14 protein-coding genes and 2 tRNA genes are annotated in these 14,579 nt (G+C 48.7%); all 16 read right to left on the reverse strand.

Annotated elements, in window-relative coordinates:
• Positions 1-116 precede the first annotated feature (116 nt).
• Positions 117-1,802, reverse strand: coding sequence for an ATP-dependent protease LonB (gene lonB, locus IEW48_RS12185; protein WP_188623996.1), 1,686 nt, complete (start codon positions 1,800-1,802; stop codon positions 117-119).
• 131 nt (positions 1,803-1,933) lie between these two features.
• Positions 1,934-3,202 (reverse strand): ATP-dependent protease ATP-binding subunit ClpX, encoded by a 1,269-nt coding sequence (gene clpX, locus IEW48_RS12190; RefSeq protein ID WP_188623997.1) that lies wholly within the window; start codon positions 3,200-3,202, stop codon positions 1,934-1,936.
• Positions 3,203-3,214: 12 nt separating this feature from the next.
• Positions 3,215-3,805, reverse strand: coding sequence for an ATP-dependent Clp endopeptidase proteolytic subunit ClpP (gene clpP, locus IEW48_RS12195; RefSeq protein WP_188623998.1), 591 nt, complete (start codon positions 3,803-3,805; stop codon positions 3,215-3,217).
• A 94-nt stretch (positions 3,806-3,899) separates the two neighbouring features.
• Positions 3,900-5,192 (reverse strand): trigger factor, encoded by a 1,293-nt coding sequence (gene tig / locus IEW48_RS12200; protein WP_188623999.1) that lies wholly within the window; start codon positions 5,190-5,192, stop codon positions 3,900-3,902.
• A 131-nt stretch (positions 5,193-5,323) separates the two neighbouring features.
• Entirely contained in the window at positions 5,324-5,989 is a 666-nt protein-coding gene (locus IEW48_RS12205; protein WP_188624000.1) for a hypothetical protein, read from the reverse strand.
• Between the two features lie 121 nt (positions 5,990-6,110).
• Positions 6,111-6,187, reverse strand: a tRNA-Arg gene (locus tag IEW48_RS12210).
• 38 nt (positions 6,188-6,225) lie between these two features.
• Positions 6,226-6,299: transfer RNA gene (locus IEW48_RS12215), tRNA-Gly, on the reverse strand.
• Between the two features lie 61 nt (positions 6,300-6,360).
• Entirely contained in the window at positions 6,361-6,918 is a 558-nt protein-coding gene (gene rdgB / locus IEW48_RS12220; protein ID WP_229704033.1) for an RdgB/HAM1 family non-canonical purine NTP pyrophosphatase, read from the reverse strand.
• 71 nt (positions 6,919-6,989) lie between these two features.
• Positions 6,990-7,820, reverse strand: a complete 831-nt coding sequence (gene rph, locus IEW48_RS12225; RefSeq protein WP_188624002.1) for a ribonuclease PH — start codon at positions 7,818-7,820, stop codon at positions 6,990-6,992.
• Positions 7,821-8,003: 183 nt separating this feature from the next.
• The gene (locus tag IEW48_RS12230; protein WP_188624003.1) at positions 8,004-9,089 is read right to left on the reverse strand and encodes a GerMN domain-containing protein; all 1,086 of its coding nucleotides are present in this window, start codon (positions 9,087-9,089) and stop codon (positions 8,004-8,006) included.
• Positions 9,090-9,352: 263 nt separating this feature from the next.
• Positions 9,353-10,198 carry a glutamate racemase gene (racE, locus tag IEW48_RS12235; protein ID WP_276529783.1) on the reverse strand — a complete coding sequence of 282 codons (846 nt, stop codon included), beginning with the start codon at positions 10,196-10,198 and terminating at the stop codon, positions 9,353-9,355.
• 35 nt (positions 10,199-10,233) lie between these two features.
• On the reverse strand, positions 10,234-10,698 hold the full coding sequence (locus IEW48_RS12240) for a MarR family winged helix-turn-helix transcriptional regulator (protein WP_188624005.1): 465 nt from the start codon (positions 10,696-10,698) through the stop codon (positions 10,234-10,236).
• A 137-nt stretch (positions 10,699-10,835) separates the two neighbouring features.
• On the reverse strand, positions 10,836-11,108 hold the full coding sequence (locus tag IEW48_RS12245) for a late competence development ComFB family protein (protein ID WP_188624006.1): 273 nt from the start codon (positions 11,106-11,108) through the stop codon (positions 10,836-10,838).
• Between the two features lie 49 nt (positions 11,109-11,157).
• A complete protein-coding gene (locus IEW48_RS12250; RefSeq protein WP_188624007.1) occupies positions 11,158-12,441 on the reverse strand; it encodes a homocysteine synthase in 1,284 nt (427 codons plus the stop codon).
• A 155-nt stretch (positions 12,442-12,596) separates the two neighbouring features.
• A complete protein-coding gene (nikC, locus tag IEW48_RS12255; protein ID WP_229704035.1) occupies positions 12,597-13,457 on the reverse strand; it encodes a nickel transporter permease in 861 nt (286 codons plus the stop codon).
• A gap of 60 nt (positions 13,458-13,517) precedes the next feature.
• The gene (locus tag IEW48_RS12260; RefSeq protein WP_188624009.1) at positions 13,518-14,522 is read right to left on the reverse strand and encodes an ABC transporter permease; all 1,005 of its coding nucleotides are present in this window, start codon (positions 14,520-14,522) and stop codon (positions 13,518-13,520) included.
• Positions 14,523-14,579 lie beyond the last annotated feature (57 nt).

Genomic DNA, 14,579 nt, shown 5'->3' on the forward strand with positions numbered 1-14,579 from the left:
TGTCTTTTGCTTTTTAGGGGCCTCTTCATGCCGTTAACAGACGAGCTATTAACGGCATGAAGAGGGATTGGCGAATGTGTGTTTGCCCTCTGAAATTTTACTCATACCGGGAGCGATCAGCTGACAGGAGAGGTTTGGGCCGTCAAGATATCGGCTTCCCGCGGAAGGTCCACCCCTTGCTCCGTTTCCTCCTTGACAAGGGCCAGTTTCAGGACCTCATCCAGATGGTCAACTGGAATCACTTCGAGATGATCCAGGTCTCTGAAAATGGCCTGATCATTTTCGCGGGGAATAATGACACGGGTACATCCCGCCTGTTGAGCAGCTTCCACTTTGGCCACGACACCGCCAACCGGCTTGACCTTGCCGTGAATGCTGATTTCTCCCGTCATGGCCAGCTTGTTGTCTACCGGGATATTCTTAATCGCAGAGTAAATGGCAGTAGCCATGGCGATACCGGCCGACGGACCGTCAATGGGAATGCCGCCTGGGAAGTTGACATGCAAATCATAAGCGTACGGGTCGATATCCGTACGCCTCAATACCGTCAGCACGTTCTCAATGGAACCCTTGGCCATTGATTTGCGCCGGATAGAGCGGCCCCGGTTGCCCATGGTTTCTTCTTCAGCTACTCCGGTGATATTGATCGTGCCCCTCGAGCCGTCCTTCACGGGAATGGCTGTCACTTCAATCTCAAGCAAGGCACCCATATTAGGTCCGTAAACGGCCAAACCATTGACAAATCCAACTTGAGCTTCAGAGGGAACTTTTTTCTCCGGACGGGGCGACTTCTGGCTGCTGTGAATCACCCACTCCACATCACTGGTTTTAATCATATTGCGTCCTTCGCTTAAGGCAATCCCTGAGGCAAGCTGAATCACATTAACCGCTTCCCGTCCGTTGGTGGCATAGCGTGTAATCACGTCAATAGCGCCTTCTTCATAATCAAACTGAATTTTCTTGATGGCATTGCGGGAAATTTTCGCGATTTCATCCGGTTTCAGGGAGCGGAAGAAAATCTCCAGACAACGGGAACGGATCGCTGGCGGGATTTCGTCCGGGGTACGGGTGGTGGCGCCAATCAGACGAAAATCGGCAGGTAACCCGTTCTGGAAAATATCATGGATATGCGTTGGGATCTGAGGGTTCTCTTCGCTGTAGTAGGCACTCTCCAAATAGACTCTGCGGTCTTCAAGGACTTTTAATAATTTATTCATTTGGATGGGATGCAATTCGCCTATTTCATCAATAAAAAGGACCCCTCCATGCGCCTTAGTCACGGCTCCAGGCTTAGGCTGGGGGATGCCTGCCTGTCCCATGGCCCCGGCCCCCTGGTAGATGGGATCGTGTACCGAACCGATTAATGGATCGGCAATGCCCCGCTCATCAAAGCGGGCCGTCGTCGCATCCAGTTCCACGAACTTGGCATCCTCCCTGAAAGGGGAATTGCTCATTTTTTTGGCTTCTTCCAAAACAAGACGGGCTGCTGCTGTTTTCCCTACCCCGGGAGGTCCATAAATAATCACATGCTGTGGGTTAGGGCCGCACAGGGCTGCCCGCAGCGCGCGGATGCCGCTTTCTTGACCGATGATCTCACTAAATGACGTGGGCCGCACCTTTTCGTTCAGGGGCTCTGTCAAGGAGATCGAACGCAGGCGGCGCAACTGTTCCAATTCCTTTTTTGATTCCCTGTCGACAGCGATGCGGCTGGATCGCTGATTGCGCAACAAATTCCAAAAATAGAGCCCGATGATGATCCCAAAGAACACCTGAATCAGGATCACGATCATCATAAAATCCATTGTTATTCACTCCCCGACGCTTGACAAGATTTCCTGTTGATATTTTGTAGTATTGCCTCATGGAAGGGGAGATAAACAAAAAAGCTGCTTAAGAAACCCTTAAGCAGCTAGCGATTTATGGCAATGATGGATCAGGCACTTTCTTTTGGTTTTTCGTTTTGCAGCACTTGCCCTTCCGTCGTAATCAGCACCGGTGGCAGCTGATTTTCCACGACGCTTTTGGTAATCAGGCATTTCTTGATATCATTGCGGGACGGCAAATCAAACATCACATCCAGCATAATGGACTCAATGATGGACCGCAACCCGCGAGCCCCGGTGTTGCGTTTGATGGCCTCTCTGGCAATGGCGCGCAAAGCTTCCTCTTCAAATTCCAGCTCGACGTTATCCATTTCCATCAATTTCTGGTACTGTTTAACCAAGGCGTTTTTCGGCTTGGTCAAAATGTCCATCAGAGCCTCTTCATCCAGCGGCTCCAAGGTTGCCACAACGGGCAGGCGGCCGACAAACTCCGGGATTAAACCAAATTTAATTAAATCCTCTGGCAGCACTTTAGACAAATATTCTCCCGGTTTCAACTCCCGGCTCTCGGATGCGGTGCCGAAACCAATCACCTTCTTGCCGATGCGGCGCTTGATGATTTGTTCCAACCCGTCAAAGGCACCGCCGCAAATAAACAAAATGTTGGTCGTATCAATCTGAATAAACTCTTGGTGCGGGTGTTTGCGCCCGCCTTGAGGCGGAACACTGGCGGTGGTGCCTTCCAGGATTTTAAGCAGGGCTTGCTGCACACCCTCACCGGAAACGTCGCGCGTAATTGACGGGTTTTCCGACTTGCGGGCCACTTTATCGATTTCATCAATATAGATGATCCCATGTTCAGCCCGTTCCACATCATAATCAGCCGCTTGAATCAATTTGAGCAGGATGTTTTCCACATCCTCACCCACATATCCGGCTTCGGTCAGGGACGTGGCATCGGCAATCGCGAAAGGCACATTGAGGATGCGGGCCAGGGTTTGGGCCAGCAGGGTTTTACCGCTCCCTGTCGGCCCCAAAAGCAAAATGTTGCTTTTGGACAGTTCCACATCATCGTTTTTGGATCCGGAACGAATGCGCTTATAGTGATTGTACACGGCGACAGAAAGCGCCTTCTTGGCCATATCTTGCCCGATGACGTAATCATCCAAATGCTTGCGAATTTCATGGGGCTTCGGTAATTCCTTGAGATCCAGCTCCTCTTCGTGCCCCAGTTCTTCTTCTACAATTTCGGTGCACAGCTCGATACATTCATCACATATATAAACACCAGGCCCGGCGACAAGTTTGCGCACCTGGTCCTGTGATTTGCCGCAGAATGAACATTTCAGTTGGCCTTTTTCGTCATTGAACTTAAACATGTTATCACCCCTTTAGCTTTGGTTGACCCGGCTGATCACCTGATCCACCAAGCCGTATTCCTTTGCTTCTTCCGCACTCATGAAGAAGTCCCGGTCCGTATCCCGCTCGATTTTTTCCACCGGTTGCCCCGTCCGTTCGGCGTAAATACGGTTTAATTTTTGTTTTGTTTTGATAATCCAGTCAGCATGGATTTTAATATCCGCGGCTTGCCCTTTTACCCCGCCCAAAGGTTGGTGCATCATGATTTCACTGTTAGGCAGGGCAAAGCGCTTGCCTTTTGCACCAGCCGCCAATAGGAACGAGCCCATACTGGCAGCCAGACCCACACAGATGGTGGAGACATCAGGTTTTATGTATTGCATAGTATCGTAAATCGCCAACCCGGCGGTCACAGAACCTCCGGGAGAATTTATGTATAGATACACATCTTTTTCTGGGTCTTCAGCCGCCAAAAACAAAAGTTGGGCAATGACACTGTTGGCCACATGATCATCGATGGGGGTGCCTAGAAAAATAATGCGGTCCTTTAACAGGCGTGAATAGATATCGTAAGCCCTTTCACCGCGATTGGTTTGTTCCACAACATACGGTATCAGGTTCATTGGACCACTCCCTTTATATTAAAACATATTGGTTATGAAACAAGGCACGTATAAACACGTACCTTGTTTCTAATGTTAACTTTAATATCCTAGTTTATGCAACTGTTTTGCTGTGATTGACCAACAGATCGATGGTCTTTCTCATCTTGATGTCTTCCCGGATGGAGGACTCGTTGCCTTGCCCTGCAAAGACTTTCTTAATTTCGTCTTTGTCGCGGCCGTACAGTTCAGCTAATCTTTCCAGCTCGGCCTCCATATCTTCCTCTGTTACCTCGATATTTTCGGCCTTGGCAATCGCCTCCAAGGTCAGGTTGATACGCACCCGCTTTTCGGCAGCTTCTTTAAACTGTTCTTTCAGTCCTTCCAGATCAGTGCCGGTGAATGTAAAGTAGGTATCAAGATCAAGCCCTTGCAGGCGCAAGCGCTGTTCGAAATCGCTGATCATGTGTTCAATTTCGTGATCGATCATCACTTGGGGAATGTCGATCGTGGCATTTTCAGCTGCTTTTTCCACTACCGTTTCCCGTTTGTAGTTTTCTTCTTCCTCTTTGGCCCTTGCTTCTAATTTCTTGCGCAAATCGGCTTTATACTCCTCCAGGGTGTCAAACTCAGAGACATCTTTGGCAAATTCATCATCTAACTCAGGCAGTTTTTTGCGCTTGATTTCATTCACTTTCACCTTGAAGGTGGCTTCTTTGCCCCGGTATTCCTCAGCATGGTAGTCCTCGGGGAAGGTGACCTTAATTTCTTTTTCTTCCCCTTTTTTCATACCTATTAATTGGTCTTCAAAGCCTGGAATAAACGTATTAGAGCCGATTTCCAGGCTGTAGTTTTCTCCTTTGCCGCCTTCAAAGGGTTCACCGTCGATAAAACCTTCAAAGTTAATGACGGCCATGTCACCTTGCTGAACCTCTCCATCTTCCACGACAATCAGTTCAGCTTGCCGTTCCCTGACCCTGTTCAGCTCCTCTTCTACCTGTTCGTCGGTCACGGAGAAATCTTTTTCTGGCACTTCCAGGCCTTTATATTCGCCCAGTTGAACTTCAGGCTTAACGGTCACTGTCGCTTTAAAAATCAGGTTTTTATCTTTTTCCAACTGCTCAATGTCCACCTCAGGGCGGTCAACAGGTTCTATCCCGGTCTCTTCCACTGCTTGTTGGTAAGCCTTGGGTAAAATAATGTCCAAAGCATCTTGGTAGAGAGCCTCCACGCCAAAGCGGGCTTCAAAAATTTTGCGCGGCACTCTTCCTTTGCGGAAGCCGGGAACTTGCACCTTCTTAACCACTTTTTTAAAGGCTTGGTCAAGGGCTTTGGCAAACTCTTCTTTATCTACCTCAACGGTCAAGACCCCTTGATGATTATCAATTTTTTCCCATTTTGCACTCATCTTGAGCTGTTCCCTCCTCAACATTCCTTCCCTGATTTAGAACAATTAAAACGTTAAAAAATGAACCTATGTATTGGAACTTAAAGGATAACCACTTTATTATAACATATACTAAGGTTTTTCAACAAACCCTACAATTGCATCAGCCAGCCGGTGAGCTCCTCTGCCTGCTGTTGAATAACAGAAGTTGTCAGCTGATAAAGTTGAGGCAAATCGCGTTCTAGGCTCCGCCCGGCCAATTCCGGATCAATTACATTTAATGTATAATAATGGAGTGCTGCTGTCCACTGTAAATGATTGGTGAAGTCCGGCAAAAAGGGATAATGCTTTTCCAAGCCATAGACCCATAATTCCTTAGCCATAGCGACCAGGCTGGGATTATCAGCACTTGTCTCCTCCAATGTCAAACAGGGGCGCAGCACTTTTTCCGGCCAGTGTTCAAAGGAGAGGGGCACATCTTGAATATTGACACACTGGATGTTCTCTCCTTTTTTCACCTGGAAAGAGATGGGCCAGGGACAGGTGCGCCTGATTGTCTGCAAGATTTTGGTTTTCAACGTCCAATCCCCTTGGTCAGACAGAAAGAAATGTTCCAGAAGTTTCATAACTCTCAAATCTGTAAAATGGGCCATCTCTTCAAACGTTTGCCACTGTCTGGCATACCTTTCACTTAAGAGCCCTTGCTGCCAGCGAGATATGAGCGCCGGAGAAAGGCCCTCTTGCCGTTCAGGAGAAGCCGGATTTGTGGACAAACCTTGGTTTTTCCGAAAGGGATACGGAATCAGATTGTCACTCACCGCAAGCACCTACTTTTACCAGCGTATGCTTTCATAATGCAAAAAAATGCCACTGAAAGTCAAGGGCATATGTAACAGAAACACGCTTAATTTGCTTGGCTAACCCTTTAAAAAATAAAAATGGCGTCCCAGAGAGGATTCGAACCCCTGACCGACGGCTTAGAAGGCCGCTGCTCTATCCAGCTGAGCTACTGGGACGCAAACAGTGTATTCTGATTTGCAATCATCAATTCAAGTGGAGCGGGCGATGGGAATCGAACCCACGCTACCAGCTTGGAAGGCTGGAGTTCTACCACTAAACTACGCCCGCCCGATGCTGGCGGTTAACCCGCCAGCGACATCATATAATATACACCACTTTTGAGCAGGAGTCAACCTCCTATTCCAATCCCGCGGTCAGACAAGTTCCGTACAAAATTCTTTAAGGCGTTAAAACGGTGACTGATGCGGTTCTTTTCCTCCGGTGGAAGTTGGGCCATGGTCTTTTGAAAGCTTGGTAAATAGAAAACCGGGTCATATCCAAAACCAAAAGAGCCGGAAGGTTGAAGGGCAATATGCCCCTCACAACTGCCCTTGGCAATAATGGGATCACCTTGGCCATCCACATAAGCGATCACACAAATGAAGCGGGCCGTACGCTGTTGGAGGGGAATCCCCTCCAGCTCCGCCAACAACTTGGCGATATTGTCCTCATCGGAAGCATGCTCTCCCGCATAACGGGCTGAGAAAACACCTGGCCTGCCTTCAAGTGCATCCACCGTGAGGCCGGAGTCGTCTGCCATGGCGGGCAGTTTGTAATGGCGATGATAGGCCTCTGCCTTTTTAAGGGCATTTTCTTCAAATGTGGCTCCATCTTCAACCACGTCAGGAGCTTCGCCTGGCATATCCTCAAGGGTGAGCACTTGAATCCCCAAGGGTTTTAGCATCATGGCGTACTCCTTTTGCTTTCCGCGATTTTTGGTCGCCAGCAACACCTTCACCCTACGATACTCCTTCCGTTTTAATTGGACAGCTGTTCCTCAGTGCTGGTCTGTTCTGTGCTAACCTGTTCTGTACTGGGCTGTTCATTTGCAACAGAATCCGGTTCCGGCTGACGGCCGATCAGGTATGCAACCGGGCCCAACACATCCTTTTGCACCATGATCAACTCCTGAATCCCTTTCTCCGCATAAGCAAGCAGGACATTTAACTGATCGCGGGTAAAGGGATGCTCTTCACCTGTGCCCTGAATCTCCACGAATTCCCCCTTGCCAGTCATCACCACGTTCATGTCCACACGGGCTTGGGCATCTTCTTCATAGCAAAGATCCAATAAAATGAGATCGTCCTCCAGTATGCCCACACTGGTGGCTGCCAAAAAATCTCGCACAGGCAGATGGTTGAGTTGTTCTGTCTCCACCAGTTTGTGCAAAGCAAAACACAAGGCGATAAAGGCACCGGTGATCGAAGTTGTGCGTGTTCCTCCATCCGCTTGGATGACGTCACAGTCCAGCCAGATGGTTCGCTCTCCCAATGCTTCCAAGTCAACAACAGAACGCAAGGCACGGCCAATCAAACGCTGAATCTCCATGGTGCGGCCGCTTAATTTTCCTTTGGACGATTCACGCACGTTGCGCTGCTCGGTAGCCCGGGGCAACATGGCATATTCTGCCGTCACCCAGCCTTTACCCTGTCCGCGCATGAACGGGGGCACTTTATCTTCGACAGTAGCGGTACAAATCACCCGCGTATCGCCCACTTCAATCAAAACGGAACCTTCCGCATGTTTAATATAATGGGGATGAATCTTGACTTGGCGGAGCTGGTCCGAACCGCGTTGATCTTTCCGCATTACACACTTCCTCTCCTCTAATTCTCCTATTCTGTTATAGGGTGTTCAGCCCGGGTTTTTTCATCCAGCCAATTGTTTCAAGCATCCTAACTTAACCATAATCCTTACTTTATCATAAAGGAGAAAAAGAGGTAAGCAGCAATGCTACCTCTTTTTGCCCCTCTATTATACCAATCCTCATCTTTAAAAGCTAGCAGCATTCACTTCATCCGGCCGGGAAACAGGTTCGGAGAGACCAGCCGCTTTGGCGCTCCCTTCCACTAACAGCTTGACCTGTTTAACGGGTTCCAATTCAGTTACCGAGAGAACGATCGCGTTTATTATCTCACTTGAAACGGCATCTTCTTTATCTGCTTCATTGATCAAGTTTTGACTGAAGTTGAGCACAGCGGTATCTTTCTCCAAAGACGCTTCAAGCAGCTTAATCTCATTGGAGAGCAGGGAATACAAACCGGATCCGGACAAGGGGCCTGAAATGAGCTCCTCAATTGTCGCCTTTAACAAATTATCCGTTTGGGGGATCACCCTGGATACAGGTACATAATAATCAAAGTTGCCGCTTGGACTCTGCCCTCTGAAGTACAGGGTGACAACAGAATTGTTGCCAATTTGCGTCCCTTCAGCCACCTCAAGATTGATCCCGTCTTTGCGGGAAAGGGGCTGATTGATCGGCGTGCCATTGACTGGCATTGTATCTTGATAGTAGCCATTGATCATAATTTTCACTTTTTCAATATTGTCAAATTCCGTTAAGGTGTAGGTGATCGCCTCTAATATCCCCTTTTCGTCTTCAGGATTGTAATTTTTAAACTCGGCTGAAAAGTCCACGATAGCGGTTTTTTCATCACTGTCAATTTTGACTGTCATCTCAGTCCCGGGCGGCAAGACGGCTCGCATGCCATCTGGAAGCTGCTCTGTTACCGGTCCGTCAACGACCAGGTATTCCAAAGCTTGCTTGGCGACTCCCTCTGTCTGGGGCACTTTGACGGTTAACGGAACGACCCGGCCTTCATGATCAAAGACAAAAATGGTGCGCTCCGTTGTCCCGGCTGCTTCAGCTGTTCCTTCTTCTTGTTCTGCGGCGCCTTCTTCAGACTCCTCCTCCTTCAGATCAAACTCAATCTCATCACTTTCATTGAAATAGTCTTCCTGAGGCGGGTCAATCGGTGTTGAACCCGTATCCCGGCTTGGGCCAAAGATGCAACCTGATAAGTAAACGGCGGCTAGGACCAAGACGGAAAGCAGCAGGGCCACCTTATATCTTCCCATGTCAATTCCCTCCCACGGCTAGGTTTGTACTATATTTACGAGCTCTGGAACTAATATATAACCGATTGTCCCCCTGTATGACAAAAAAATAAAAGCACCGGACAAAAGCGCCGCTGCTTTCAGGGATAACCCTTGCCAGGTCAGAACAAAGAAGGTGGATTTTCTCTAAAAAATGCATAAGGCGGCTGTCTCTTTTGACAGCCACCTGGGACAGTTTGACTGTATTCATTCTCTTGTCTTCACTCGCTGCGCCATGCGGAGTGCTAGACCTGTTTGGCCAAAGAAACTTGGCTGACGTTGACAGGCATGTCAAGCCAAGCTTCAGCAATGCGCTTAAATTGCTCTGCATCGCCACTGGTAAAAAACAGATGCTCCGGCCGTTCAAACTTTTGGGAAAGCATGTTTTTATGAAACAGCAAGGTGCTGACTTCCCGGGCGGTTTCGTCAGCCGAACTGATCAACTTTACATCTTCTCCCATCACATCCTGGATCACCGGAGCTAAAATGGGGTAGTGGGTGCAGCCCAAGACCAATGTATCCAAATTCTCATCCAAAAGAGGCAGGAGTGACCTGCGGACTATCTCATAGGCTTTGCCGGTTTGATATTCCCCTTGTTCCACAAGTGGGACAAAATCAGGGCAAGCCAAGCTTTTGACATACAAATGGGGATGAATCTGTTTCAGCGCCTTTTCATATAGCCCGCTGGCAATGGTTCCCTGAGTGCCGATCACACCTATGCGCCCAAGCACAGTCGCTTTAATGGCTGCCCTGACGCCGGGGTGAATCACACCTACGACCGGCTTGTCATTGATTTGCTGCAATTCTTCCAGAATAACGGCAGTAGCCGTGTTACAGGCAATCACAATCATCTTGGGCTCAAACTGATCAAGAAAGTCTAACATTTGATAAGAAAAACGTCTCACTTCCTCTTGTGGACGGGGACCGTACGGACAACGGGCCGTATCCCCAAAATAAACAATCTCCTCCCGGGGCAGCTGCCGGAGCAGCTCTTGAACCACAGTCAAACCACCAACGCCTGAATCAATCACCGCTATAGGCTTATTCAACACAATCGCTTCCTTTTCCCAGATGTTTCGTTGTTGACGCACCCGCATCTCATTTAAGAAGCTAGTAGGGAGGGAAGCTATACGTTTTCCCTTTCCTGCTTCATTTCATTGTGTAACAATTCCAGGGAACGGGCCAACTCGGCCACTTGCTCCTGGGAAAAATTACTAAGGATAGAGGCTAAATACTCCCGCCGTGCTTTGAGCACGTCCAGAATAATGTTTTTTCCTTTCTCCTTGAGATGAATCCGCACCACACGCCGGTCATTGGTGTCGCGCACTCGCTCTACTAGGCCATTGCTTTCCATCCGGTCCACGAGATCTGTCGTTGTACTGCAGGCCAGATACATTTTATTTGACAATTCACCAATCGTCATATCTCCCTCTTCATTCAGCCACTGCAAAGCCACAAACTGGGGAGGCGTGATTGGAAAGTCTGCTAAAATTTCCCTTCCTTTTTGCTTAATAATGGAGCTGATATAACGCAGTTCACGTTCAATTTCAAAGACTTGTTCTTCTGTGTATGGAGTCGTCTTCTTTTCCACCGTCGTCCTCCACCTTCATGATAAACTATGATTATTATAACAGAGAACAAGCCTGTTGCAGAAGACCAGAGGGTGAAAAGTCTCAGAACGGTGCAAACACACGCTCTTTTCCCTGTGTGAACATTGATCTGGCAGGCCTAGTTGTGGGAGGGACGACGCTTCACAATCTGGGCTACGCGCACAATTTCTTGTAAAATATTAGCCTCAGACTGAATGTTAAAAAATTCTGCTTTCACATACGCACATCCTTGTTTGCGAGTAAGATTCACGTAGCGCGGCGGGAGGGTATTCAAAGCCAGAGCCAGTACGTCTGCCCGGCAAACCTCACACGAACAAGGCATGTTCAAACTGTCCCAATGCTCAAAAACTAAGTCCTTAACCAGCTCTTCCATCATGTTTTTGACTTGCATGCGCCATGATGCCCCTTTTTTTACTTTATGACTGAACCAAGAAGATGTGTTAAATGTGTGCTAAAGCTTGTTCCAAATCATAAAGAATATCATCAATGGTTTCAATCCCCACTGACAAACGGACCATTTCCGGCGTGACCCCTGCTTGACGCTGTTCTTCCTCGCTTAATTGTTGATGGGTGGTGCTGGCCGGATGGATGATCAGAGATTTGGCATCGCCCACATTGGCCAGATGGGAAAAGAGCTGCACATGGTTAATCAGCGTTTCCCCTGCTTTGGCCCCTCCTTGAACCCCGAAGGTGAGAATGGCTCCCTGGCCTTTGGGGAGGTATTTTTGGGCCAATTCATAATAGGGGTTGCCTTCCAATCCCGGATAGTTCACCCATTCCACCTTGGGATGTTCGCTTAAAAACTGGGCCACTTTCAAGGCATTTTCGCTGTGACGCTCCATGCGCAAGCTGAGTGTTTCCAACCCCTGAATGAACAGAAAGGCATTAAACGGAGACATGGCTGAACCCATGTCGCGCAAGAGCTGTACCCGGGCCTTGATAATATAGGCCATGGGACCAAAATCGCGCGTATAAACCACCCCATGATAACTGGGATCCGGCTCTGTCAGTCCCGGAAATTTGCCGTTGTCCCAATTAAATTTACCCGAATCCACAATCACACCGCCGATCGATGTGCCGTGTCCTCCAATAAACTTCGTAGCCGAATGCACCACAATGTCCGCTCCATGTTTAATGGGCTGGCACAAATAGGGGGTAGCAAACGTGTTGTCCACAATCAGGGGTAAGCCTGCTTCATGGGCCAGGTTGGCAATCTGTTCAATATCGGCCACATCCATTTTGGGATTGCCGATCACTTCAATAAAAATAGCTTTCGTTTTCTCATTAATGGCCGCTTTAAACTGCTCGGGATGATTAATGTCTGCAAAACGGACGGTCACTCCGATTTTGGGTAAAGTGGTGGAGAACAGATTGTACGTTCCGCCATACAGAGAAGTGGACGACACAATCTCGTCTCCTGCCCCGGCAATGTTGAGAATGGCGTATGTAATAGCGGCTTGGCCGGAGGAAACCGCCAGAGCCCCTACCCCTCCTTCCAGTTTAGCAATGGTTTTTTCAAAGGCATCATTGGTAGGATTCATAATGCGGGTGTAAATGTTGCCAAATTCCTTTAAGCCAAACAGGTTAGCTGCATGCTCCGTGCTCTCAAACTGGTAGGAAGTGGTTTGATAAATAGGAACCGCCCGCGCGCCTGTGGCCGGGTCCACCTTTTGTCCCTCATGCAAACAAATGGTTTCAAACCCGTATTGACGCTCTTCCGCCATCTGTCTCCACTCCTTTTCATATTTCATATTTCTTATACTTTTCTCACCATTATACCTATTTCCCTGGCCCCTGTCACTATTTGAATAAGGACCAGAGGGTTAGACAGGTTGGCCTGTCACAGCGGACAGTCCTGGGCAATCACTAGTCCTGGCCATCAATGCTTCAGTTTGGGATCAAGGGCATCCCGCAAACCGTCCCCGATTAAATTAAAGCCTAACACCAAAAGCATAATGGACAACCCAGGGGCCAGCACCGTCCATGGAGCCGATTGAATAAAAGCGCGGGAGTCAGACAGCATTTTTCCCCATTCAGGTGTGGGAGCTGCCGCACCTAGACCCAAAAAACCAAGGGCAGCCGCTTCCAAGATGGCTGTGCCAAACCCCAGCGAGGCTTGGACAATAATGGGAGCCAGGCTGTTGGGCAATATATGCTGAACAATAATCTGGCTGTTTCTCATGCCCTGGGCTTTAGCCGCCATGACAAACTCTTCCTCTTTCAGGCTGAGCACTTTGGAGCGCACCAAACGGCCGAAGATGGGAATATTAACAATAGCAATAGCAATGAGGGCATTTTCCAAAGATGGACCCAGGATGGCCACAATGGCGATGGCCAACAAAATGGCTGGAAAAGCCAGCATAATATCAAAGAGGCGGGAGATGAGCATGTCCACCCAGCCACCATAGTAGCCTGCCAGCATTCCTAGCAATGTTCCAAAAACCAAAGCGCCCGTGACGGCAAAAAAGCCGACCTGCAAGGAGATGCGGGCCCCGTACACAATCCGGGTAAAGATATCCCGGCCAAAATCATCGGTGCCAAACCAATGTTCGCTTGATGGCGGCTGCAAACGGTTCATCATGTCCTGCTCATGGTACTCGTACGAGGTGATAAACGGAGCGGTTAAAGCTAGTAAAACAAAAAACAAAATAATGCCGGCCCCGACCATAGCCAACTTATTGCGCCTGAGTGACCTGAACACATCCCGCCAAGGGGAAGAGGCAGGCTGATCAATGGCCATCTGTTGGACCAGAGCTTGATTGGAATGGTCTGCTTTTGGTTCCATGACATGGGTCACCTCTCATCGGAAATTGATTCTGGGATCAAGCCAGGCGTATAGCAAATCAACCATTAAATTAATAAGCACAAAAATAAGGGCAATGACCAAAATCCCCGATTGTATTACCGGGTAATCGCGGTTGGAAATCGCTTCGTACATGTACCAGCCCATGCCTGGAAAACTGAAGATGGTTTCGGTCAAAATGGCGCCGCCTAATAATGTTCCCGTTTGCAAGCCCACCACCGTTAAAACTGGAATCATGGCGTTTTTCAAAGCGTGGCCATAAATGATAAAAAATTGATGAACTCCTTTGGCCCGGGAAGTGCGGATATAATCCGAGCGCAGCACTTCCAGCATGCTGGAGCGGGTCATGCGGGCAATAATGGCCATGGGAATGGTGCCCAGCGCTACCCCGGGAAGGATTAAATGTTTAATGGTTGTCCAAAATTGATCCAGCCGTCCGCTTAATAAACTGTCGATCAGGTACAGGTGAGTGACCGTTTCTACCGGATCCCTGGGATTTTGGCGCCCGAAGGCGGGTAACCACTGTAATTCCTGGGCAAAAATCCACTGCTGCATCAAAGCCAGCCAAAACACCGGCATAGAAACGCCGATTAAGGCAATCAGCATGCTGGTATAATCAAACCAGGAATTTTGTTTCCAGGCACTAATAATGCCAGCATTAACACCAACAATGATGGCAAAGGCCATAGCGAAAAAGGTCAACTCAATGGTCGCCGCCAGAAAAGGAACAATTTCCTCGGCAATAGGCGTCCGTGTCCTGAGCGACGTGCCCAAATCACCTGATAACAAACCTTTGACATAGAGGCCATACTGCACCCAATACGGCTCATTCAATCCCAGCCGTTCCTCAAGTTCAGCAATCGCTTCCGGGGTGGCTTGTTCACCCAGAATCGTTTGAGCCGGATTGCCTGGGATAAGGTGCACAATGGAAAACGTAATGAGTGACATCCCAATCAAAACCGGAATGAGCATCAGCAGACGTCGTATGATGTAAGCGAGCATGATTCCACCTCTTCTGCCAGCAATTCTGGAAATATTGAGAAGAAAAAAAAGGGCAGT

Origin of the sequence: Caldalkalibacillus thermarum (assembly GCF_014644735.1) — a bacterium.
Lineage (GTDB): Bacteria > Bacillota > Bacilli > Caldalkalibacillales > Caldalkalibacillaceae > Caldalkalibacillus > Caldalkalibacillus thermarum.